A 22,000-nucleotide genomic window follows, 5' to 3' on the forward strand; every position below is an offset into this window, starting at 1 on the left:
GACGGCTAATTTGCGTCCTGCTTCGCCAGCCACTCTTCGAGCCATTTGATCGTATACGCGCCCTGCTGGAATTCGGGATCGTCGAGCAGCGCCTGATGGAGCGGGATGGTGGTCTTCATCCCCTCGATCACGAATTCCTCGAGCGCGCGCCTGAGCCGCATCAGGCAGCGTTCGCGAGTCGAGCCATAGACGATCAGCTTGGCGATCATGCTGTCGTAATAAGGCGGGACCTTGTAGCCGGTATAGAGCCCGCTATCGACGCGGACGTGCATGCCGCCGGGAGCGTGGAACTGCTTCACCGTGCCCGGCGAAGGCGCGAAGGTCCGCGGATCCTCGGCATTGATCCGGCATTCGATGGCATGGCCGTGGAAATTGATCTGGTGCTGCTCGCACGACAGACCATGGCCCTCGGCGACGCGGATCTGCTCGCGGACCAGATCGAGCCCGGTGATCATCTCGGTCACCGGATGTTCGACCTGCAGCCGGGTGTTCATCTCGATGAAGTAGAACTCGCCATTTTCCCACAGGAACTCGATCGTTCCTGCGCCACGATAGCCCATATCGGCCATCGCCCTGGCGCAGATGCCGCCGATCCGCTCGCGATCGGCCTGGCCGAGCACGGGGGAGGGGGCCTCCTCGAGCACCTTCTGGTGGCGGCGCTGGAGCGAGCAGTCGCGCTCGCCCAGATGCACGGCATTGCCGTTGCCGTCGCCGAATACCTGGATCTCGATATGGCGCGGATTGCCGAGATATTTTTCGAGATAGACGGTAGCGTCGCCGAACGCGGCCTTCGCCTCGCTGCCCGCCTGCTGCATCAGGGTCTCGAGCTGGTCCTCGGACGTGCAGACCTTCATGCCGCGGCCGCCGCCGCCCGAGGCCGCCTTGATGATCACCGGATAACCGGCCTTCGCCGCGATCGTCTTGGCCTCGGCGAGGTCGCTGATCGCGCCGTCCGAGCCGGGGACGAGTGGCAGCCCGAGCGTGCCCGCGGTGCGCTTGGCCTCGATCTTGTCGCCCATCGTGCGGATATGCTCGGGCTTGGGCCCGACGAAGATGATCCCGTGCGCCTCGACGATTTCGGCGAATTGCGCATTCTCGGAGAGGAAGCCGTATCCCGGGTGGATCGCGTCGGCGCCCGATATCTCGGCGGCGCTGATGATGTTGGGGATGTTGAGATACGAATCGGTCGCGCTCGGCGGCCCGATGCAGATCGCCTCGTCGGCGAGCCGCACGTGCATCGCGTCGGCATCGGCGGTGGAGTGCACCGCGACGGTCTTGATCCCCATCTCGTGGCAGGCACGGTGGATACGCAACGCGATCTCGCCGCGATTGGCGATGAGGAGCTTCTTGATCTCTGGCATGCTTACTCGACGACCACGAGCGGCTGATCGAACTCGACCGGCTGGCCGTTCTCGACGAGGATCGCCTTGACCGTGCCCGCGGCCGGGGCGTGGATCGCGTTCATCACCTTCATCGCCTCGATGATCAGCAAGGTGTCGCCCGCGGCGACCTTGTCGCCCACGCCCACAAAGGCTTTCGCCTCGGGATTGGGCTTGAGATAGGCGGTGCCGACCATCGGCGACTTGACGGCGTTCGCCGCTGCAGCCGGTGCCGGCGCGCCGGTCTCGGCGGCGGCAACAGGCGCGGCGGCGGCGACCGGCGCCGGCGCGGCCGGGGCATAATGTACCGCCGGTGCGGCGGTGACGGTGCGCGCGACGCGCACCCGGCGTTCACCGTCCTCGACCTCGATTTCCGTAAGTTGTGTCTCGTCGAGCACGGCGGCGAGCTGGCGGACCAGCTCGATATCGACGTGCATCGCCCCTTGTTTGTTATCGTCGGCCATTGCGACCCTTTACCCGATGAAAGCGCGCGCTCATGTCAGAGACGCGCGGCGGCTTCAAGCGCAAGCATGTACGACAGCGCTCCGAAGCCCGCGATGGTTCCGCGTGCGGCACGACCGACATAGGAGATATGCCGGAATTCCTCGCGCGCATGCGGATTCGAAAGATGGACCTCGATCACCGGCGTCGTGATGCTCTTGACGGCATCGTGCAACGCGATCGAGGTATGCGTGTACCCGCCCGGATTGAGAATGACCGCTTTGGCGCCCCGGGCCTGTGCCTCGTGCAGCCAATCGATGAGGTGGCCCTCGTGATTCGACTGGCGCAGGTCGATTTCGAGATCGAGTTCGCGGGCGCGGTCCTCGAGCTCGCCGGCGATGTCGTCCAGGGTCGCCGAACCGTAGATCTCCGGCTCGCGCAGTCCCAGCAGGTTGAGGTTGGGACCGTTGAGGACGTAGATCGTGTCGGCCAAGCCGGTGCCTTTCGGTTGCGGGTCTGCGCATCGCCTCTATATGAGCCAGCGTCAGCGATCAAATCGGGCCGCTCGTTTCCCGTTCGCCCTGAGCTTGTCGAAGGGCCGTCCTTCTTCCTCCAACCGGAAGCCGAAGAAGAACAGGGCTTCGACAAGCTCAGCCCGAACGGAGGTTAAGCGTGCATACCGACGGTACCGTCAGCATTGTCGTCAACGGCGAGCACAAGCGCGTCACCGCGGGGCTCACCCTCATCCAGCTGGCCGAGCAGCTCGGGCTGGTGCCCGAAAAGATCGCCGTCGAGCGCAACCTCGAGGTGGTGCCGCGCTCGACGCTGGGCGAAGTCGTGGTCAGGGACGGCGACGAGCTCGAGATCGTCCATTTCGTCGGCGGCGGCGACCATGCCGGACGAGTCGCGGACGACAGCTGGAGCGTCGCCGGCAGAACCTTCCGCTCGAGGCTGATCGTCGGCACCGGCAAGTACAAGGATTTCGAGCAGAATGCCGCGGCGGTGGCGGCGTCGGGCGCCGAGATCGTCACGGTGGCGGTGCGCCGGGTCAACGTGTCCGATCCCAACGCGCCGATGCTCACCGACTATATCGACCCGAAGAAGATCACCTACCTTCCCAACACCGCGGGCTGCTTCGACGCCGAATCGGCGATCCGCACCTTGCGGCTGGCGCGCGAGGCTGGCGGCTGGGAGCTGGTCAAGCTCGAGGTGCTCGGCGAGGCGCGGACGCTCTATCCCGACATGGTCGAGACCTTGCGTGCAACCGAGGTGCTGGCGAACGAAGGCTTCAAGCCGATGGTCTATTGCGTCGACGATCCGATCGCGGCGAAGCGGCTCGAAGATGCCGGCGCGGTGGCGATCATGCCCTTGGGCGCGCCGATCGGCTCGGGGCTGGGCATCCAGAACCAGGTGACGATCCGGCTGATCGTCGAAGGCGCGAAGGTGCCGGTGCTGGTCGATGCCGGAGTCGGCTCGGCGAGCGACGCGGCGGTGGCGATGGAGCTCGGCTGCGACGGCGTGCTGATGAACACCGCGATCGCCGAGGCGAAGGATCCTATCCTGATGGCATCGGCGATGAAGGCGGCGGTCGAGGCGGGGCGGCTGTCCTACCGCGCCGGCCGGATGGCCAAGCGTCGCTATGCCGATCCGAGCAGCCCGCTGGCGGGACTGATCTGACATAAATGCCTCCCCGAGCTTTGCTCGGGGAGGCTTCACGCCTTTCGCGCCAGCCAGACCGATCGCCCGCCGGTCATGACGTCCTCCGGCGCGAACGCCACTTCGAGCAGCCCATGCTCCGCGAACAATGCGCGATATTCGGCCGGGGCGAGGCTGGCATGGTACAGTTCCTCGCCGAACTGGCAGCCCATCGCTTCGCCCTGCGCGGGGCCGGTGTTGAACAACAGCGTGCCCCCCGGTTCGAGCAGATCCGCCACCTTGGCCAGCGCCGCGTTCTGCTCCCCCGGGCGCAGATGGAACAGGCTGTCCCACGCGATCACGCCATGGAAGCGCGTGTCGAGCGCCAGTTCGCGCATGTCGCCGCAGATCCACTGGTGCCGGCTGAAGCGCGTGCGGGCGAGCGCGATCATCCGTTCGGAAACGTCGATCCCGGTCAGCCTCCGGTCGCGGTCGATCAGATAGCGGGCGATCGGTTCGCCTGCGCCGCAGCCGAGATCGAGGACATGCCCGTTTTTGGGTACCCCGAGCAGGAAGCGGTCCAGCCAGCCGCGCTCGACGAAATTCTGGCGGCGCGCTTCGTCGAAAGCACGGGCATGGCGTTCGTAATGTTCGGCAATCCGATCGGGCATTGCAGGAACCCCGCCCGGCGCGAACCGTTGTTGGAAGTGCACGCAATACAGGGCGCAGCTACGCGCCGGTTCGCGGCCAGGAGATTGAAATCATGGGTGAACTTGTCGACAAGATCAAGGGCAACCTCGACGAGGCTGCCGGCAAGATCAAGCAGCAGAGCAACGACCCCGAGACCCGCGACGAAGGCGCCGCGCAGGAGCTCAAGGGCAAGGGCGAGCAATTCGCCGGCAAGATCAAGGGCGCGCTCGGCGACGATATCTGACGCCGGGCGTCGACGCAGGAAAGGGCGGTCCCGGCCGGGCCGCCCTTTTCGTGTCGGTCGGTTCGATCAGTCGGGGACGTAGAACGACCAGAGCCCGCTTGCCAGCTTGCTCGCCGCGAACTTGACCGGGCGGTGCGAATTTCCGACCTCGCAGATCATGTAGGACTGGGTTTCGATCGGCTCGAGCGGATTGGGCAGCATCACCGTCTTGCTGCCGAGCCAGCGCCATTCCTGCTGCCACACTTTCACACCGGAAAGCGCGAGCTGGTCGCCTTCTCTGCCGATGTGCGCCGTCTTCCAACCCATTTCAGTCTCCTTGCCCCCATTATAGAGGCAAGCGGCCGGTCAGCGGTTTCGGATCGCCGCGATTGTGGTGCCGGGCGTGATGAATTCCACATCGGTCTTGAGGTGGAGCAGCCGGACGCCCTTCTGCCGCAACGCACGCTCCAGCGCGGGCGCGAATTCCGCGGTGCGCTCGACCGTCTCGGCCCAGCAGCCATAGGCCCGTCCGAGCGCCGCGAAGTCCGGATTGTGCAGCCGCGTGCCCGAGAGCCGCGCCGGATATTCGCGCTCCTGATGCATGCGGATCGTGCCGTACGCGCCATTGTCGATCACCAGCACGAGGATGTTCGCGTCATGCTGGATCGCCGTGGCGAGTTCCTGCCCGTTCATCAGGAAATCGCCGTCGCCGGCGAGCGCGACCACCGCGCGATCGGGCGCGCGCAAAGCCGCGGCGACCGCGGCGGGGACGCCATAGCCCATGGCGCCCGCGGTGGGCGCGAGCTGCGACGGTTGCGCGCCATAGCGCCAGAACCGGTGCCACCAGCTCGAGAAATTGCCCGCGCCGTTGCAGATGACCGTGTCCGCCGGCATCGCCTCGCGCATCGCCGCGACGCATTGGCCGAGATCGAGCGTCACGCCCTCGCGCGGGCTCGGAGTCGACCAGTCAAGCCATTCGGCATGCGCCTCGGCGGCCGCGCCTCCGCGGATCGCGCCGATATTCTCAAGCCCCGCGGCGCCGGCAAAGCTCGCCATGTCGGCGCAGATCGCGACATCGGCGCGATAGACTCGGCCCAGTTCGTTGGGATCGGGATGGACGTGGATCAGCGTCTGGCCGGGATGGTCGGGGGTGATCAGCGTATAGCCGTCGGTGGTCGCCTCGCCGAGCCGCGCGCCGACCGCGAGGATCAGGTCGGCGCCCTTGATCCGCGAGACCAGCTTCGGACTGGGGCCATAGCCGAGATTGCCGGCAAATGCCGGCGATCCGGCGGGAAGCGCGTCCTGCCGCCGGAATGCGCTGGCGACCGGCAGGCCGATCCGCTCGGCGAAGGTGGCGAAGGCCGCGCCCGCCGCCGCGGTCCAGCCGGCGCCGCCGACGATCGCGACCGGCCGCTCGGCCTGCTGGATCAACGCGGTCATCGCCTGCATCGCATGCCGGTCGGGCGCCTGGGTGATCCGCGGCAGAGGCGGGCGGTCCGTGGCGGCCACCACGTCGCACAGCATGTCCTCGGGCAATGCGATCACCACCGGGCCGGGCCGGCCGGTAGTCGCGACGTTCCACGCCCGCGCGACATATTCGGGAATCCGCGCGGCATCTTCGATCCGCGTCGCCCATTTGGCGATCGGGCCGAAGAATGCGGGGAAATCGACTTCCTGAAAGCCTTCGCGGTCACGCATGCCGCGGTCGACATCGCCGATGAACAGCAGCATCGGCTGCGAATCCTGCATCGCGACATGGACGCCGATGCTGGCGTTGGTCGCGCCGGGGCCGCGGGTGACGAACGCCACGCCGGGCCGCCCGGTCATCGCGCCGTCGGCGCACGCCATGAAGCCGACTCCGCCTTCCTGCCGGCAGGTGACGAGGTCGATCGCCGGCGTGTCGTGCAGCGCGTCGAGCACGGCGAGGAAGCTCTCGCCCGGGACATGGAAGATGCGGTCGCAGCCTTGCGCCACGAGATTGTCGACGAGGATGCGGCCGCCGGTGCGAAGTTCGGTCATGCCGGCTTCCTACCGTGATGCGCGCCAAACGCAAAAAGGGCCGCGCGAGCGATTGCCCGCGCGACCCGATTTTGCGTGATCAGACGATCAGAAACGGATGCCGAGGCCCGCGGTCACCTGGTCGCGATTGAGGTCGAGTTCCTCGTAGCGCGAATAGCGATACTCGACCTTGCCGTAGAAGCGGCCGAAATTGTGCTCGACGCCGCCGCCGAAGCGATAGCCGTCGGTGTTGGCCGAGCCGAGGCCCTCCACGTTGACGCGCGCGTTGGTCAGACCGCCCTTGGCGTAGACCAGAGTGTTCGGCAGTGCGACGAAGCCGATACGGCCGCCGACATAGAGGTCGCGACCGGCGCTGGCGCCGTCTTCCTCGGTGGTCGAGCCGGTGATCTCTGCCTCGGCGCCGATCACGGCGCGACCGATCTGCGCATCATAGCCGAGCGCGCCACCATAGGTGAAGCCCGACGAACCCTCGCCGAGGCCGCCGACATGATCCCAGCCGGCGACGACTTCCGCGCGCGGGCCAGTGAAGCTCGAAGCCGCATCCTGAGCGAAAGCGGGCGTGGCAAGAGTTGCGAGGGCAAGCGCCGACACTGCGAACAAACGCATTATTATATCCTTCGTACTATACTACACCGGTCCCAGAAGAGGGCCGGGGAGCGCTACGTAGGATTGAAAATTTCCGGGTCAACGTTTGCAATGCTGCAGCGCGGTAACAAAATTGAAACCGTAACTATTTTGCAACATCTGCAATGTTCTGCAGTCGTTCCGTGCGCGTATCATATAGGGGTCCTGGCGAGGTTTCCAAGGTTGCGCTGCAACAAAAGCAAAGTTGAAAGTCGATTCAGGTTCGCTTGACCGCGCGCCCGGGGGCGGATTATCGCGGCGCCAGGTCAGGAGAGAATCGCGCGATGAACAAGCTCTATCCCAACGCCGAAGCAGCGCTGGAAGGGCTGCTGTTCGACGGCATGACCCTGTGTGCCGGCGGCTTCGGGCTGTGCGGCATCCCCGAGCGGCTGATCGACGCGCTCCAGGCCGCGGGAGTCAAGGACCTCACCATCGCCTCGAACAATGCCGGCATCGACAATGAGGGCCTGGGCAAGCTGCTCCGCTCGCGTCAGGTGAGGAAGATGATCAGTTCCTATGTCGGCGAGAACAAGGAATTCGAGCGCCAATATCTGAGCGGCGAGCTCGAGGTCGAATTCTGCCCGCAAGGCACGCTTGCCGAGCGCTGCCGCGCCGGCGGGGCGGGGATCCCGGGCTTCTACACCAGGACCGGCGTCGGCACGCAGGTCGCCGAGGGCAAGGAGGTCAAGATCTTCGACGGCGAGGAATATGTGCTCGAGCGCGGCATCCGCGCCGATCTGTCGATCATCAAGGGCTGGAAGGCCGACGAGAGCGGCAACCTCATCTTCCGCAAGACCGCGCGCAACTTCAACCAGCCGATGGCGACCGCGGGCAGGATCTGCGTCGCCGAAGTCGAGGAAGTCGTGCCGGTCGGCAGCCTCGATCCCGATGCCATCCATTTGCCGGGCATCTATGTGAAGCGGCTGATCGTCGGCGCGCCGTACGACAAGAAGATCGAATTCCGCACCGTGCGCGCCCGCGAGGCGGCGTGATCCCGGCGCGGCTCCCGGCCGGCTTCGCGCTCGTGACGGCAGGCGCTGTTCTGCTGTCGGGTTGCGCCGCCGCCGTGATCGCGGCGCCGCTCGCGGCCGGCGCGGGCGTGCTCAAGGCAGGCAGTCAGGACCGCCCGTCAAGGCGTCAGCGCGCGCAGACACAGGCAGCGCCGAAGCCCGGACAGGTCCTCACCGCCGCGGACGGAAGCAAGGTCCAGGTCACCGCCCTGACTGCGCTGCCCCCGCCGGACGGGGCCCCGGCGGCCCCGGCCGCGCCCGGCAACGCCCCGCCGGGGATGCAATATCTCTACGGCTCCGGCGAGGCGGCGGCGCTCAGCATGCAGGCCTATCAGGCGCTGTGGAACTATCTGCGGACCGAGATCGGCTATCGCCGCGACAAGACGCAGGTCCGCTCGGTCGTGCTCGCGCCCGGTTCGACGCTCGACAATCCGCGGTTCGAGACCTGTGGCAAGCGCCCGCACGCCGTGGTGCTCGATATCGACGAGACCGCCTTGCTCAATCTCGGCTACGAGCGCGACGAGGCGACGCGCGGCGGCGCCTATGATGCCGCGCGCTGGAGCCGCTGGGAGCAGACCGGCGCCGACAAGGTCGCCGCGGTCCCCGGCGCGGCCGAGGCGCTCGCCGCCGCCCGGCGCGAAGGCTTCACCGTGATCTTCAATTCCAACCGCTCCGCCGCCAGCGCCGCGCAGACCGCCGCCGCGCTCGAACATGCCGGTCTCGGCCCGGCGGCGCTCTTCGACACCTTGTGGCTGCGCGGCGAGGGCGAGACGAGCGGCAAGGATTCGCGCCGCCAGAAGATCGCCCAGCGTTATTGCGTCGTCGCGATGGCCGGCGACCAGCTCGGCGATTTCAGCGATCTGTTCAACGCGCCCGAGGCCCCGGTCGCGACGCGGCGCAACAGCGTCGGCGGCACCTTGCTCGCCCCGCTCTGGGGCGCCGGCTGGTTCATGCTGCCCAATCCGGTCTACGGCACCGGGTTGAAGGGCGGCGTCGACGAGATCTTCCCACCCGACGCGCGCTGGACCGATCCGGGGCAGGGAGCGAAGCCATGACGTTCGGACGCAAGGGTGTCGTCACCGACGAACTCGACCTTTCGGGCGCGGCGCATTTGCTGCAGGGCAGCCGCGAATTCCTGCGGATGTGGGCCCGGCCGGGCGGCCCGGCGACCTGTCTGGTCGATCCCGCGGCGCTGGGTGCCGATCCCGCATTGCTCGGCATCGCCCTGGTCGATTGCGCACGCCACGGTGCGCGTGCCTGGGCGAACGCCACCGGCATCACCGAGGCCGAGGCGCTCGCCCGTATCTGGTTCGGCATGGATGCCGAACGTCAGTCTCCCACCGATCTTGGCAAGGAAGTGCATTGATGCCCTGGACCCGTGACGAAATGGCGGCGCGCGCCGCACGCGAGCTCGAGGACGGCTTCTACGTCAATCTCGGCATCGGCATCCCGACGCTCGTCGCCAACCATATCCCCGACGGCGTCGAGGTCACGCTCCAGTCGGAGAACGGCATGCTCGGCATCGGGCCTTTCCCCTATGAGGGCGAGGAGGATCCCGATCTGATCAACGCGGGCAAGCAGACGATCAGCGAACTGCCCAGCTCGGTCTATTTCAGCTCGTCGGACAGCTTCGCCATGATCCGCGGCGGACATATCGACCTGACCGTGCTCGGCGCGATGGAAGTGAGCGAGAAAGGCGACATCGCCAACTGGATGATCCCGGGAAAGATGATCAAGGGCATGGGCGGGGCGATGGATCTCGTCGCCGGAGTCAAGAAGATCATCGTGGTGATGGAGCATGGCAGCAAGAACGGCGATCCCAAGTTCATCCCGGCATGCACCTTGCCGCTCACCGGCAGGAACGTCGTCGACATGATCATCACCGATCTCGCGGTGTTCCAGCGCGCCGATCATGACAGCCCGTTCCGGCTGATCGAACTCGCGCCGGGCGTGACCGCGGAGGAAGTCGCGGCAAAGACCACCGCCGCATATTCGGCGCTCGTTTCCTGAACCAGATCCTCCCTCGCGAAGCGCGGGAGGATCTTCGCGGTTCGCCCGAAACGCCAAGTAGCGTTGCAGTTCCGCTATAGTATAGCTTCGCGACCGATATTCTGGCATTGATGTCCGATCGGATCATTGCTCCGGACTATACGGGGGTTCGACTGTGCCCAGCGACGAAGCGTGTGCCAGCAAGGCCGGGGACATCGTCAAGGGTGCGAGGGACCCGGCCGGCGAACGCATCCTCAAGGTCTATTCCTACAATCCGCCTTTCTATGCGATCTACCGGACGCGTGACCGCATGATCGTGCATTTCGCCGATCAGGACCAGGACCCGCTGCGGTCGCAGCAGCGCGCGCGGATCGTTCCGCTGATGCCGATGCGCGGGCAGATCAACGGGCTGATCGACGGCTGGCGCACCGCCAATGACGACGGGACGGCAGAGGGCGAGACCGCCGGCCGAGCGCACGGCGCGCACGGCGGCGAGAAGCCCGATGAATCCGCTCCGGGCTTCTGGAGCCGGGCGTTCGACTGGCGCGGCGCGAAGGGCAAGCGCGAACAGTCGCGCAAGGTGTATCGCTACGATCGCCGCGTGGCCGACGCGATCATCACCGTGCTCGAGGACGGCAAGAACCTCAAGCTCGCGCAGGAGCTGCTCGCGCAGGTCAAGAACGATCTCATCGCCGAGCGCACCGCGATCGCGCGCGGGCAATATGTCAATCGCGCCTTCCTGCTGGTGATCCTCATGGTCGGGGTGGCCTGGCTGCTGACGGCTGGCATGCTGGATCCGATCTATCGCTTTCCGCCCGAGCTCGGGCCGGTATGGACCGCGGTTGCGGGGGGCACGATCGGCGCCTTCTTCTCGATCGCCACAGGATTGAAGAGCCGCGACGTCGTGATCGATCTGCAGAATCGCGAGAACCGCATCGATGTGATGCTGCGCATGACGATCGGCGCGATCTCGGGCGCGATCCTGTACAGCCTGTTCGCGACCGATCTGGTGTCGACCGCGGTGTTCGACAATCAGGCCATCGTCCACGGGCCCGACGACGGTTCGTACAACGGCCTCACGGTCTTCCTGATCGGCTTCGTCGCGGGCTTCTTCGAACGCCTCGTTCCGAACCTGCTGAGCAAGACCAATTTCGGCAGCGCCGAGCCGGCCGGCAAGGATACGCCGGTGCAGGTCGTCCCGGCCGGCGCGCCGGCCGCGGAGAGCATCGATGTCGATGCCGGGATCGGGCCCGCCGGGGAGGCGGTCGCCGCGCCGGAGCCCCTGCCGGTCGACGGTCCCGACCCGGCGGAAGCGACGGCGGTGGTTCCCGACGATCCCGATGCGGCGCTCGCCGGGGAGCAGGCCCGCCCGCAGGGTAGCTGACGCGCCGCGTTGACGCCCGGGCGGGGCAGGCGTAGCCTCGGCGCATGGGCTGGTTTCGCCGCCGTTATCTCGACCTGCTGGGCTCGATCTACATCTATAACGAGCATCGCGGTTATACGAGCATCGATCGTGTTCTCGAGGCGGTGCGGGCGCGGGCGCCGGACGATCACGCCCTCATCGCCGCGATCGAGAAGCACCGCGCCGACGAGCGCAAACATTATCTGATGTTCAAGCGCTGGTTCCAGCTGCAGGGCAAGATGCCGCTCGAGGTCGATCGCACCTGCGGCCATATCGACCGCTTCGTCGAGATCATGTTCCGCCGCACGATCGACGATCTCGATACGCAGGCGATCATCGCCAGCGACGACCAGTTCGAGAAATTGTGCCGGGTGATCTCGCTCACCGAACGGCGCGGCTATCGTCAGGTCGACGTGCTGCTGCGCCACCCGCTGGTGACTGGCGACAAGGTGCTGATGAAGATCTTCGGCATCATCGAGAAGGACGAGCCGAGCCATTGGGCGCCCTATGACAATTGGCTCGAGGCGCACGGCAGGCGCGAGTCCGCGTGGTGGGAGCGCGCGATCGACACATTCATTCACTCCGAGCTGCTGTTCCTCAAGCTGCCCCTGCTGTTCGTCAATCCCTTCGTGAGGCGCCGCACCGACTGGGCGGACGCGCGCGAACCCGCCCAGCGATTGGCGACGCCGCTCCCCGCGGGGCTGTAGCCGGTCGACGCCCGCCCGGATGCCGTCGCACGCATCGGAGATGTATCCCGCACTCCGAAAATGCCCGTCACAATGGCCGGCAGGCGCCTCGCGGCGCCTGCCGGGGTCGGGTCAGGGGGCGGTGCAGCCGATATCCTGAACCAAGGTGTCCCAAATCCATTCCGCGGCCGAGCAGGCGCGCACTTCGTGCTTCGGCAACAGCGCGGCGACCGACGGCAGCACGACTGCAAAAGCAGCGACCGCAAATGCAATGGACTTCATGATATTACCCTTTTCCATGAGGAAGTAATCATCACAACTGGTTGCGGAGATTCAGACTTCATATGCCCCGCGGGTCTCAAGCTCGGGCCAACAAAGAATCAAGTCAAGGCGGGATCTATTCTATACCGGGCTCGGCTTCCTGCTCGCCTGTTGCTGAAACTTGCCCGGCCGGGAAGCAGCATCAGGGTGCGGCTGCGGCGGGTCCCGACGGCGCGTCGTCGACTGCGCGGCGCCAGCACGACAACCGGCGATCCTCCGCGTCGAAGCGTTCGCCGACGCGCCCGGATCGGTTGCGCGAGCACCTGTTGCGACGCGATATCGTCGATCGCGGTCTCGGCCGTGATCGCGCGGAGCCCAACGACCTTGCCCTGTCGGCGATCAGCATCTCCCGTATTTTCAGGTCGCCCGCGCCTCGGCTATCGGGCGCGCATGCGTATCCTTCTCACAGGTTCTTCGGGCTGGCTCGGCCGCTTCCTCGCCCCGATGCTGCGCGCGCGCGGCGATTCCGTGATCGGCCTCGACGTCGCGCCGGGCGTGGACACCGACATGATCGGCTCGGTCGCCGATCGCGCCCTTGTCGATCGCATCTTCGCCGAGCATCGGATCGAGGCGGTGATTCACGGCGGCGCGCTGCACAAGCCCGATATCGTCCGCTATCCGGCGCAGGCGTTCGTCGAGGTCAACGTCACCGGCACGCTCAACCTGCTCGAAGCGGCCGCGGCGGCGGGGCACGACCGCTTCGTCTTCACTTCGACCACGTCGCTGATGATCTCGAACGCGATCCGCAACGAACTCGCCGATCATGCCGTCTGGCTCGACGAAACCAGCGGGCCATTGGAGCCGCGCAACATCTATGGCGTCACCAAGCTCGCCGCCGAACAGCTTTGCCGCCTCGCGCATCTCGAAAGCGGGCTGAACTGCGTCGTGCTGCGCACCAGCCGCTTCTTCCCCGAGGAGGACGACACCCACCGCGCGCTCTCGGGCGAGAATATGAAGGCCAACGAACTGCTCCACCGCCGCCTGACCGTGGAGGACGCCGCCCGCGCGCACATCGCCGCGCTGGAGCGCGCGCCGCAGATCGGCTTCGGCAGCTTCATCGTCTCCGCCCCGACCCCGTTCGACCGCAGCGAATGCGACGCGCTCAAACGCGACGCCGCGACAGTAATCGCAAGGCATTTCCCCGATGCACCTGCGTTATACGCCGACAAAGGCTGGGAACTGCCCAGGTCGATCGGTCGCGTTTATGACGCCGTGCGAGCAGAGCAAGTTTTGGGCTTTCGCTGCGAGACCGATTTTCATGCGGTGTTGGAAGCATTGAGGGGCGGCGCCGCGTTGCCCTTCGCGCATGATCCGGATTACGTCTCGCCAAAGGAAGTTCCCGGGATCGCATGACTTGACGGCTTCCGGCATGCATTGCCGGCGTAACAAGTATTTGATCTTGGGGGAGGAATATGCGTTGGATATTGCGCGGACTGGCGGTGCTCGCCGGTCTGGTCCTGCTCGTGCTGGTCCTGGTCTATGCCGGATCCGAATGGGTGATCCGCAAGGGCCATTCGGTGCCGATGGTCGAAGTGGCGATTCCCCGGGATGCCGCGTCGATCGCCGAGGGCGCGCGCATGGCGCGCATCGCCAATTGCCGCGACTGTCACGGCGGCAATGGCGAGGGCAAAGTCCTGTTCGAGGATCCGATGCTCGGCCGCATCGCCCCGCCGCCGCTGGCGCGGGTCGCCGCGGACATGACCGATGCCGAACTGGTCCGCGCGATCCGTCACGGCGTCCGCAAGGACGGTTCGTCGCTGTTCATCATGCCGACCGCTGCGCTCGGCCATCTCTCGGATCAGGATGTCGGCCGCATCGTCGCGTGGATCCGCACCCTGAAGCCCGGCCCCGGGGATTCGCAGGCCAGCATGTCCTGGGGCCCGATCGGCCGCGCGCTGATCCTCGCGGGCAAGCTCCCGGCAATGGCCAACGCCGCCAGATCGTCGCAGCCGACCCGTCCGGCCGATATGGGCCGCTACGTCGCCGATTTCGCCTGCCTCGCCTGCCACAAGCTCCATCGGGACGGCACGATGGAGGATGGCAGCACCAAGGTCCCCGCGCTCGCTCCGGTGGTCGCGGCCTATGATCCCGCGCGGCTCAGGAAGCTGCTCCGCACCGGGGTCGGCACGAAGCCCGACCATGGCCTGATGAGCAAGGTCGCGCGCGAGAGCTTCTTCGTGCTCACCGATCCGGAGATCGACGCCATCCAGACATATCTCAAGGGCGAGGCGGAGAGGGCGCCGGCGCAGTAAGCCCACTTCGTCACCCCGGCCTTGGGCCGGGGTCCACCGGGAGACGGCGGCTGGACAAGAGGTTGGAGGGCATCCCGTGAGGCTGGGTGGACCCCGGAACAAGTCCGGGGTGACGGTTTTGGCTGCCTCGGGCAATTTTCGGACATCGGGCGAAAGCTCGGCTTGCTATCGCAAAATTGCGTAGCGGCTTGCTCTCGCGCACGATCGGATTAGATCGCCTGCATGGCCAGCAAACCCCGCACGCTGTACGAGAAGATCTGGGCGGATCACGTCGTCGAACGCCGCGACGACGGCACCTGCCTGATCTATATCGATCGGCACCTCGTCCACGAAGTCACCAGCCCGCAGGCGTTCGCCGGGCTCCGCGCCGCCGGGCGTCCGGTGCGCCGGCCCGATCTCACCCTTGCGGTCCCCGACCATAATCTGCCGACCACCGCGCGCGTCGACGCCGCGGGCACTGCGCTGCCGATCGCCGATCCCGCCAGCGCCGGCCAGCTCGCCGCGTTGCGCGCCAACGTCGCCGAGTTCGGCGTGCCCTATATCGACGCGCTCGACGCGCGGCAGGGGATCGTCCATGTCGTCGGCCCCGAACAGGGCTTCACGCTCCCCGGCACCACGCTCGTCTGCGGCGACAGCCATACCTCGGCGCACGGCGCGCTCGGCGCGCTCGCCTTCGGCATCGGCACCTCGGAGGTCGAGCATGTCCTCGCCACCCAGACCCTGCTGCTCCAGCAATCGAAGACCCTCGAGATCCGCGTCGACGGATCGCTCGGTTTCGGGGTGAGCCCCAAGGACGTCGTCCTCGCGATCATCGGCCGGATCGGCGCGGCCGGCGGCACCGGTTACGTCATCGAATTCACCGGCGACGTGATCCGCGCAATGTCGGTCGAGGGCCGGCTGACCGTCTCGAACATGTCGATCGAGGGCGGCGCGCGCTCGGGGCTGATCGCGCCCGACGAGACGACGTTCGACTATATCAGGGGCCGTCCGCTCGCGCCCTCGGGCGAGGCGTGGGACAAGGCGGTCGCCTATTGGCGCACGCTCCCCACCGATGCCGGCGCGCGCTACGACAAGAGCGTGATCCTGCAGGCGAGCGACATCGCCCCGTCGCTGACCTGGGGCACCAGCCCCGAGGACGTGGTGTCGATCACCGGCGCGATCCCCGATCCCGAGAGCTTCGCCGACGCCTCGAAACGCGTCGCCGCGCAGAAGTCGCTCGATTATATGGGCCTTACCGCGGGCACCGCGATGCAGGACATCGGAATCGAGCACGTCTTCATCGGCAGCTGCACCAACAGCCGGATCGAGGATCTGCGCGCCGCCGCGGCGGTGGTGAAGGGGCGTCATGTCGCCGACCGCATCCGCCAGGCGCTGATCGTCCCCGGCTCGGGGCTGGTCAAGCGCCAGGCCGAGGCCGAGGGGCTCGACCGCATCTTCACCGAGGCGGGCTTCGAATGGCGCGAGCCCGGCTGCTCGATGTGCCTCGCGATGAACCCGGACAAGGTGCCGGCCGGCGAACGTTGTGCTTCCACCTCGAATCGAAACTTCGTAGGAAGGCAGGGTCCGGGCGCACGAACCCACCTGCTTTCCCCCGCCATGGCGGCGGCGGCGGCGGTCACGGGGCGCCTCACCGATGTCAGGGAGCTGATGTCGGCGGATGCGTAAGGGGAGTTGGTATGAAACGGGCCTTGATCGTTTTGATCGTCGGAACCGTGCTGAGCGGCCTCGCCGCGGCCTATGCTTCGGCACACAGCAAGCCGTCGTCGGTGCAGGCGCCCGACCCGAACTGACCCTTTCCGCCCCTCGCCCCCTGCAAGGGGGAGAGGGTTGCGCAGACTTGGGCTCGCAGAGCCTTGGTCGGAGCTGGGTGAGGGGGTGCGGCCGCAAGACGGCCGCGCGGCGCTGCGCGCCGCTCTATCCCTCACCAAGCTACACTAGCCAATTTCGCTATCCTCTCCCCTATCAAGGGGAGAGGGATTTTGAGGTCATTGCTTCTCGGAGTGCCCGCTGATGGAACCCGTCCGCCAGGTCGAGGGGCGCGCCTATCCGTGGGGCGCCAAGAATATCGACACCGACATCATCATCCCCGCGCACTGGCTCAAGACCACCACGCGCGAGGGGCTGGGGCAGGGCGCGTTCGAGACCGTCCGCGCGCAGCCCGGCAATATCTTCGACGATCCGCGTTATGCCGGCAGCCCGATCCTCATCGCCGGGGACAATTTCGGCTGCGGGTCGAGCCGCGAGCACGCCGCCTGGGCGCTCGCCGATCTGGGCATCAAGGCGGTGATCGCGCCGAGCTTCTCGGACATCTTCTCGGGCAATGCCTTCAAGAACGGCATCGTCCCCGTCGTCCTGCCGCAGGAGGCGATCGACCGGCTGGTCGAGGTCGCCCGCGACGATGAAGTCACCGTCGACCTCGAGACGATGACCGTCACCACGCCGTTCCAGGACCGCTTTCCCTTCCATCTCGATCCGTTCCGCCGGCAATGCCTGCTGGAAGGGCTGGACGAGATCGGCATGACACTGGCAAAAGATACCGAGATTTCGAAATACGAATCCGGTGCCGCCACTTCGCGTCCCTGGATCGCAGTGGGAGCGGGCAATGAAGGCACTATTGTCGCAGGCGCCGGGCGGACCTGAAACTCTAAGCATCGCCGAGCTGCCCGATCCCGTGCCGGGCAAGGGCCAGGTTCTGGTCTCGGTCCGGGCCTGCGCGATCAACTATCCCGACGTGCTGATCATCGAGGACAGATATCAGTTCAAGCCGCCGCGCCCGTTCGCGCCGGGCGGCGAGATCGCCGGCACGGTCGAGGCGCTGGGCGAGGGCGTCACCCAATTCGCGGTCGGCGATCATGTGCTCGGCGTGATCGGGCATGGCGGGCTGGCCGGGAAGGTCGCGGTCGACGCCGCCCGGCTCTATCCGTTGCCCGAGGGCCGCAGCTTCGCCGAAGGCGCGGCACTGCTGCTGACCTATGCGACGACGATCCACGCGTTGCGTGACCGCGGGCATCTGCAGGCCGGCGAGACCTTGCTGATCCTCGGCGCGGCCGGCGGGGTAGGGCTCGCGGCGATCGAGCTCGGCAAGGCGTTCGGCGCGCGCGTCGTCGCCGCGGTGTCGTCCGAGGAAAAGGCCGAGGCCGCCCGCACGGCCGGTGCCGACGAGACTTTGGTCTATCCCCGCGCGCCGTTCGACAAGGAGCAATCCAAGGCGCTGAGCGAGGCGTTCAAGGCCGCGGTCGGGCCCAAGGGCGCCGATGTGATCTATGATCCGGTCGGCGGCGATTATGCCGAGCCGGCGCTGCGCGCGATCGGCTGGGAAGGACGCTATCTGGTGGTCGGCTTTCCCGCCGGCATCCCGAAGCTGGCGCTCAATCTGACCCTGCTCAAGAGCTGCGACGTCTGCGGCGTGTTCTGGGGCGCCTTCGCCGCACGCGACCCGAAGGCGAACCAGGCACATGTCGAACATCTGTTCAAGCTGTGGGGCGAGGGCAGGATCGCGCCCCGCGTGACCGAGACCTTCGCGCTCGAGGATGGCGGCAAGGCGATCGCCAGGATGGCCGCGCGGCAGGCGATCGGGAAACTGGTGGTGACGTTCTAAATTCCTCCCCGAGCTCCGCTCGGGGAGGGGGACCATGCGAAGCATGGTGGAGGGACCGCGCCGCAGGCGCGGGGACGCCCTCTCCACGGCAGGCACGCCGCTGTGCGACGCCCCTCCACCGCGCCCTGCGGGCGCGGTCCCCCGCCCCGAGACAAGCTCGGGGAGGAGCTTGCCTGCCTTGCGCCTTCCTCCTATCTCGGCGGAAACCGTATCAAAGGGCGAGCACATGACCACTTTCGACGATCGCGAGCGCGCATTCGAGGCGAAATTCGCCCGCGACGAGGATATCGCCTTCCGGATCAGCGCGCGGCGCAACCGTTTGCTCGGGCAATGGGCTGCAGCCAGGATGAAGCTCACCCCCGAAGAGACCGATGCCTATGCCAAGGCAGTGGTCCAGGCCGATTTCGAAGAAGCCGGCGACGAGGATGTGGTCCGCAAGCTGCTCGGCGACCTGCTCGCCGCAGGGGTCGAGATCGACGACGCGACGATCCGCACTGCGATCGAGGAGCAGACCGTCGAGGCGCGCCGCCAGCTGATGGGCGAAGCCTGATGGCGATGGCCGCAGCCGAGATCGAGGAATTGATCCGCGCGGGCATCCCCGATGCCCGGGTCGAGATCACCGACCTTGCCGGCGACGGTGACCACTATGCAGCGCGGGTCATCGCCCCCATGTTCAAGGGGATGCCGCGCGTGCGTCAGCACCAGGCGGTTTATGCAGCGCTCGGCGGGCGCATGGGCGGCGTGCTCCACGCGCTCCAGTTGACCACCGAAGCGCCAGAGGAGTGACGATAGTGACCGACGACGTTCAGGCGCGCATTCAGGGGCTGGTCGATGCCAATCCCGTGCTCCTCTTCATGAAGGGCAGCCCGCTCTTCCCGCAATGCGGCTTCTCGAGCCGCGCGATCGCGATCCTCAACCATCTCGGCGTCGAGTTCGAGAGCGTCGACGTGCTCCAGGACCAGGGCGTCCGCCAGGGCATCAAGGCGTTCTCCGATTGGCCGACGATCCCGCAGCTTTATGTGAAGGGCGAATTCGTCGGCGGATCGGACATCATGATGGAGATGTACGAGAGCGGCGAGCTCGCGCAATTGCTCGCCGACAAGGGCGTCGCCGCACAGGCCTGAGTTCACCGGAATTAGACGTCGTCACCCCGGCCTTGGGCCGGGGTCCACTGTGCCGCGATGGAGAAGCAAGAGGCTCTTGCTGCTCGTTTGGCCTTCCGGTGGACCCCGGCGCAAGGCCGGGGTGACGTGTATCTGGCCGTCCCCGTGCTCCGGCGAAGGCCTGAGCACTGGCGGCAGCGGCGCACACAGGCCAACGCTCCGGCCCCCGCCAGCAGAGAGCGGCGCGTCCGACTCGGACATCGATTTGGAAAACCCGGGTCGGGTGGGTCGACGCGAGACCGGTAAGTAAGCGGTCGACCCACCCTGGAATGAAGCGTCGAAACGCTCGGGGTGCCCGATACTTTGCACTCGCCGTGCCAGTTTGCGCGAACCGCGCTTTCGCAGCCCTTTCAGTGGTTAACGAGTCCCATCGTCCCGACGGACCTGTAAATTTGCCCGACAGGCCGCGCGTCGGGCCGTGCACCGGTCTCGCAGCGGACATAATCCATTCACCCGCCATTCAGCCACTTGACTACAGACGTAATCGTGACGATTACACAAGTAGTCAGAGAGGGACTCATGACCGAGCGGATCAGCGAAGCCGAACAGGCGGTGATGGAGGTGCTCTGGGAGGAGTCGCCGCTCACGGCGCAGGAAGTCGCCGAGCGGGTTCCCGCCGAGCGCGACTGGAGCGCCAACACCGTCAAGACCCTGCTCGGCCGGCTGCTCGCCAAGAGCATCATCGCGCACGAGGAAGACGGTCGCCGCTATCGCTATCGCCCGCTGGTCGAGCGCGCGGACTATGTCGTCGGCGAATCGCGCCGCTTCATGGATCGGCTGTTCGGCGGCAAGCTCACGCCCCTGGTCGCCCATCTCGCCGAGCGCGACGCGATCACCGATCAGGACATCGCCGAGATCGAGGCGCTGCTGAAGGAGCTGAAGTCATGATCGGCTGGGCACTCGAAACCTTCGTCGCCACCAGCCTGCTGATGCTGTTGGTCCTCGCGGTCCGCGCGCCCGTGCGCAAGAGCTTCGGCCCGCACATGGCCTATGCCTTGTGGCTGCTGCCAGTGGCGCGGCTGGTGCTGCCGCCGCTTCCGCAGAGCTGGCGCGAGCAGGCGGTGGCGCCGGTCGCCGCGGCAAGCGACATCGTCGCAGTCTATTTCGTCGAGCCGCTCGGCGCCGCACCCTCGGCGGGGGCCGAAGGCAGCTTCGGGCTGTGGATGGCGGTGCTGCTCGTCTGGGCGCTCGGCGCCGCGGCATTCCTCGTCTGGCACCTGATCTCGCACCGCCGCTACACCGCCAATCTGCTCCGCGCAGCCCGCGTCGACCGGACGATCGCGCAAGGGCGCGTCCGCGTGATCGAGACCGACGCCGCGCATGGGCCTCTGGCCTTCGGGGTGTTCCGCAAATATGTCGCGTTTCCGCGCGATTTCTCCGAGCGTTACGACGAGCTCGAGCGCGACCTCGCGCTCGCGCACGAGCTTGGCCATCATGTCCGCGGCGATCTGATCGCGAACTGGGTCGCGCTGATCGTCCTCGCGCTCCATTGGTTCAATCCGATCGCGTGGAAGGCCTTCCGCGCCTTCCGCGCCGATCAGGAGATGGCCTGCGACGCCCTCGTGCTCGCCGGCCGCGCCCAGGCACTGCGCCATGCTTATGGCCGTGCGATCGTCAAGTCCGCGCATGGGGGTGCGGTCTCGGCGGCCTGTCACTTGCACACCATCAACGAAGTCAAAGGGAGGTTACGCATGCTTTCGAAGACCCGGCAATTTTCCCCCACCCGCGCCGCTGCGGGATTGATCGGGGTCGGCGCGCTCTCGGTCGCCGCTCTCGGGCTCACTGCCTCGGGAACGCAGGCCGCCGAGACGCTCAAGAGCAAGGTCGAGACCGTCACCGGCATGGATCTCGGCCAGGACATGCCCGCGCCGCCGGCGCCGCCCGAGGCACCCGAAGCGGTCGAGGCCCCCGAAGCGCCCGAGCCGCCCGAGGCGATCGCAGCGCCGCGCCACGAGCGCCACGTCGTCCGCTTCAACGTGCAGGACGACGACAAGAAGGACGGCAAGAAGATCCGCAAGATGGTCATCGTCCGCTCCGACGGCAGCAAGGACGAGATCGCGATGCCCGACATGGAAGCGATCCGCATCTCGGTCCCCGAGATCCGCGACGGCAAATGCGGCAAGGGCGAACCGAGCGTCGAGCACCGCAAGAACGGCGACAAGAACGTCATGATCATCTGCACCGACCGGATCGAGGCGATGAGCGAAAACGCCACCCGCATGGCGATGCGCCACAAGGCGCTGGGCATGGACAGCGCCCGGATGGGCCTGCGCATGGCGCGCCGTTCGATCGAGAACGAGACCGCCATGGGCGCCGAGGAGCGTGCCCGGGCGCTCAAGGGGATCGACGAGGCGATGGCCGAGCTCGAAAAAGAGCGCGACGCGGACTGACGAGAGGGGAGGGGCGTCCGCATGCCCCGCGGACACCCTTCACGAACGGGGCCGGCTGAACTCCTTCGCAGCCGGCTCCGTTTTGCTTTTCTGCCTTTTATCCCAACTCGCTATCGTCATCCCGGCGAAGGCCGGGATCCACCAGGCGCCCAGGCGAGTGCTTCAAACTTCCTGTCCA

At 66.8% G+C, this 22,000-nt stretch carries 26 protein-coding genes; 18 read left to right on the forward strand and 8 right to left on the reverse strand.

Features of this window, described 5'->3' with window-relative positions:
• Positions 1-5 precede the first annotated feature (5 nt).
• From accC to aroQ, 3 genes are read right to left on the reverse strand one after another with little or no spacing between them, the layout of a single operon-like run.
• On the reverse strand, positions 6-1,361 hold the full coding sequence (gene accC, locus Q9Q95_RS09285) for an acetyl-CoA carboxylase biotin carboxylase subunit (protein WP_306096237.1): 1,356 nt from the start codon (positions 1,359-1,361) through the stop codon (positions 6-8).
• A 2-nt stretch (positions 1,362-1,363) separates the two neighbouring features.
• Positions 1,364-1,843 (reverse strand): acetyl-CoA carboxylase biotin carboxyl carrier protein, encoded by a 480-nt coding sequence (gene accB / locus Q9Q95_RS09290; RefSeq protein ID WP_306096239.1) that lies wholly within the window; start codon positions 1,841-1,843, stop codon positions 1,364-1,366.
• Between the two features lie 35 nt (positions 1,844-1,878).
• Entirely contained in the window at positions 1,879-2,313 is a 435-nt protein-coding gene (gene aroQ, locus Q9Q95_RS09295; RefSeq protein WP_306096241.1) for a type II 3-dehydroquinate dehydratase, read from the reverse strand.
• Positions 2,314-2,492: 179 nt separating this feature from the next.
• On the opposite strand from aroQ, the gene thiS reads away from it, so the two are divergent.
• Positions 2,493-3,497 carry a sulfur carrier protein ThiS gene (thiS, locus tag Q9Q95_RS09300; protein ID WP_306096243.1) on the forward strand — a complete coding sequence of 335 codons (1,005 nt, stop codon included), beginning with the start codon at positions 2,493-2,495 and terminating at the stop codon, positions 3,495-3,497.
• A gap of 35 nt (positions 3,498-3,532) precedes the next feature.
• Here thiS and Q9Q95_RS09305 read toward each other — a convergent pair whose 3' ends face one another.
• A complete protein-coding gene (locus Q9Q95_RS09305) occupies positions 3,533-4,126 on the reverse strand; it encodes a class I SAM-dependent methyltransferase (RefSeq protein ID WP_306096244.1) in 594 nt (197 codons plus the stop codon).
• A 92-nt stretch (positions 4,127-4,218) separates the two neighbouring features.
• On the opposite strand from Q9Q95_RS09305, the gene Q9Q95_RS09310 reads away from it, so the two are divergent.
• A complete protein-coding gene (locus tag Q9Q95_RS09310; RefSeq protein WP_306096246.1) occupies positions 4,219-4,389 on the forward strand; it encodes a CsbD family protein in 171 nt (56 codons plus the stop codon).
• Between the two features lie 66 nt (positions 4,390-4,455).
• On the opposite strand, the gene Q9Q95_RS09315 is transcribed toward Q9Q95_RS09310, so the two are convergent.
• The 3 genes from Q9Q95_RS09315 to Q9Q95_RS09325 all read right to left on the reverse strand — a co-directional run bounded on the left by Q9Q95_RS09315 (position 4,456) and on the right by Q9Q95_RS09325 (position 6,993).
• Positions 4,456-4,695 carry a hypothetical protein gene (locus Q9Q95_RS09315; RefSeq protein ID WP_306096247.1) on the reverse strand — a complete coding sequence of 80 codons (240 nt, stop codon included), beginning with the start codon at positions 4,693-4,695 and terminating at the stop codon, positions 4,456-4,458.
• 39 nt (positions 4,696-4,734) lie between these two features.
• Complete coding sequence (locus tag Q9Q95_RS09320) at positions 4,735-6,387, reverse strand: thiamine pyrophosphate-dependent enzyme (RefSeq protein ID WP_306096249.1); 1,653 nt, start codon at positions 6,385-6,387, stop codon at positions 4,735-4,737.
• A gap of 87 nt (positions 6,388-6,474) precedes the next feature.
• Positions 6,475-6,993: an outer membrane protein gene (locus Q9Q95_RS09325; protein ID WP_306096250.1), complete on the reverse strand. Its 519-nt coding sequence runs from the start codon at positions 6,991-6,993 to the stop codon at positions 6,475-6,477.
• A gap of 302 nt (positions 6,994-7,295) precedes the next feature.
• Here Q9Q95_RS09325 and Q9Q95_RS09330 point away from each other — a divergent pair, with 302 nt between their 5' ends.
• From Q9Q95_RS09330 to Q9Q95_RS09355, 6 genes are all read left to right on the forward strand, one after another.
• Entirely contained in the window at positions 7,296-8,003 is a 708-nt protein-coding gene (locus tag Q9Q95_RS09330; RefSeq protein ID WP_306096252.1) for a CoA transferase subunit A, read from the forward strand.
• Positions 8,000-9,076, forward strand: a complete 1,077-nt coding sequence (locus tag Q9Q95_RS09335; protein ID WP_306096254.1) for an HAD family acid phosphatase — start codon at positions 8,000-8,002, stop codon at positions 9,074-9,076. The genes Q9Q95_RS09330 and Q9Q95_RS09335 overlap by 4 nt, the downstream gene beginning before the upstream one ends.
• Positions 9,073-9,387 carry a DUF5076 domain-containing protein gene (locus Q9Q95_RS09340; protein WP_306096256.1) on the forward strand — a complete coding sequence of 105 codons (315 nt, stop codon included), beginning with the start codon at positions 9,073-9,075 and terminating at the stop codon, positions 9,385-9,387. Before Q9Q95_RS09335 ends, Q9Q95_RS09340 begins: the two co-directional genes overlap by 4 nt.
• Positions 9,387-10,031, forward strand: coding sequence for a 3-oxoacid CoA-transferase subunit B (locus Q9Q95_RS09345; protein WP_306096258.1), 645 nt, complete (start codon positions 9,387-9,389; stop codon positions 10,029-10,031). The genes Q9Q95_RS09340 and Q9Q95_RS09345 overlap by 1 nt, the downstream gene beginning before the upstream one ends.
• Before the next feature lie 154 nt (positions 10,032-10,185).
• The gene (locus Q9Q95_RS09350) at positions 10,186-11,394 is read left to right on the forward strand and encodes a hypothetical protein (protein ID WP_306096260.1); all 1,209 of its coding nucleotides are present in this window, start codon (positions 10,186-10,188) and stop codon (positions 11,392-11,394) included.
• Positions 11,395-11,438: 44 nt separating this feature from the next.
• Positions 11,439-12,119 carry a ferritin-like domain-containing protein gene (locus tag Q9Q95_RS09355; RefSeq protein WP_306096262.1) on the forward strand — a complete coding sequence of 227 codons (681 nt, stop codon included), beginning with the start codon at positions 11,439-11,441 and terminating at the stop codon, positions 12,117-12,119.
• 111 nt (positions 12,120-12,230) lie between these two features.
• Here Q9Q95_RS09355 and Q9Q95_RS09360 read toward each other — a convergent pair whose 3' ends face one another.
• Positions 12,231-12,380, reverse strand: a complete 150-nt coding sequence (locus tag Q9Q95_RS09360) for a hypothetical protein (protein ID WP_306096264.1) — start codon at positions 12,378-12,380, stop codon at positions 12,231-12,233.
• 429 nt (positions 12,381-12,809) lie between these two features.
• On the opposite strand from Q9Q95_RS09360, the gene Q9Q95_RS09365 reads away from it, so the two are divergent.
• The 10 genes from Q9Q95_RS09365 to Q9Q95_RS09410 all read left to right on the forward strand — a co-directional run bounded on the left by Q9Q95_RS09365 (position 12,810) and on the right by Q9Q95_RS09410 (position 21,822).
• On the forward strand, positions 12,810-13,772 hold the full coding sequence (locus Q9Q95_RS09365; protein ID WP_306096266.1) for an NAD(P)-dependent oxidoreductase: 963 nt from the start codon (positions 12,810-12,812) through the stop codon (positions 13,770-13,772).
• A 59-nt stretch (positions 13,773-13,831) separates the two neighbouring features.
• Entirely contained in the window at positions 13,832-14,671 is an 840-nt protein-coding gene (locus tag Q9Q95_RS09370; protein WP_306096267.1) for a cytochrome c, read from the forward strand.
• Positions 14,672-14,893: 222 nt separating this feature from the next.
• On the forward strand, positions 14,894-16,336 hold the full coding sequence (leuC, locus tag Q9Q95_RS09375; protein WP_306096269.1) for a 3-isopropylmalate dehydratase large subunit: 1,443 nt from the start codon (positions 14,894-14,896) through the stop codon (positions 16,334-16,336).
• Positions 16,337-16,681: 345 nt separating this feature from the next.
• Positions 16,682-17,311, forward strand: a complete 630-nt coding sequence (gene leuD / locus Q9Q95_RS09380) for a 3-isopropylmalate dehydratase small subunit (RefSeq protein ID WP_306096271.1) — start codon at positions 16,682-16,684, stop codon at positions 17,309-17,311.
• Positions 17,274-18,269, forward strand: coding sequence for an NADPH:quinone oxidoreductase family protein (locus Q9Q95_RS09385; RefSeq protein ID WP_306096272.1), 996 nt, complete (start codon positions 17,274-17,276; stop codon positions 18,267-18,269). The genes leuD and Q9Q95_RS09385 overlap by 38 nt, the downstream gene beginning before the upstream one ends.
• 226 nt (positions 18,270-18,495) lie before the next feature.
• A complete protein-coding gene (locus Q9Q95_RS09390) occupies positions 18,496-18,819 on the forward strand; it encodes a DUF1476 domain-containing protein (protein WP_306096273.1) in 324 nt (107 codons plus the stop codon).
• Complete coding sequence (locus Q9Q95_RS09395; RefSeq protein WP_306096275.1) at positions 18,819-19,055, forward strand: BolA family protein; 237 nt, start codon at positions 18,819-18,821, stop codon at positions 19,053-19,055. The genes Q9Q95_RS09390 and Q9Q95_RS09395 overlap by 1 nt, the downstream gene beginning before the upstream one ends.
• Before the next feature lie 5 nt (positions 19,056-19,060).
• A complete protein-coding gene (gene grxD, locus Q9Q95_RS09400; protein ID WP_025494857.1) occupies positions 19,061-19,393 on the forward strand; it encodes a Grx4 family monothiol glutaredoxin in 333 nt (110 codons plus the stop codon).
• A 558-nt stretch (positions 19,394-19,951) separates the two neighbouring features.
• Positions 19,952-20,320: a BlaI/MecI/CopY family transcriptional regulator gene (locus Q9Q95_RS09405; RefSeq protein WP_306096278.1), complete on the forward strand. Its 369-nt coding sequence runs from the start codon at positions 19,952-19,954 to the stop codon at positions 20,318-20,320.
• Positions 20,317-21,822, forward strand: coding sequence for a M56 family metallopeptidase (locus Q9Q95_RS09410; RefSeq protein ID WP_306096280.1), 1,506 nt, complete (start codon positions 20,317-20,319; stop codon positions 21,820-21,822). The genes Q9Q95_RS09405 and Q9Q95_RS09410 overlap by 4 nt, the downstream gene beginning before the upstream one ends.
• The last annotated feature ends 178 nt before the right edge of the window (positions 21,823-22,000 follow it).

It is taken from the genome of Sphingomonas sp. DG1-23 (assembly GCF_030730875.1).
Lineage (GTDB): Bacteria > Pseudomonadota > Alphaproteobacteria > Sphingomonadales > Sphingomonadaceae > Sphingomonas.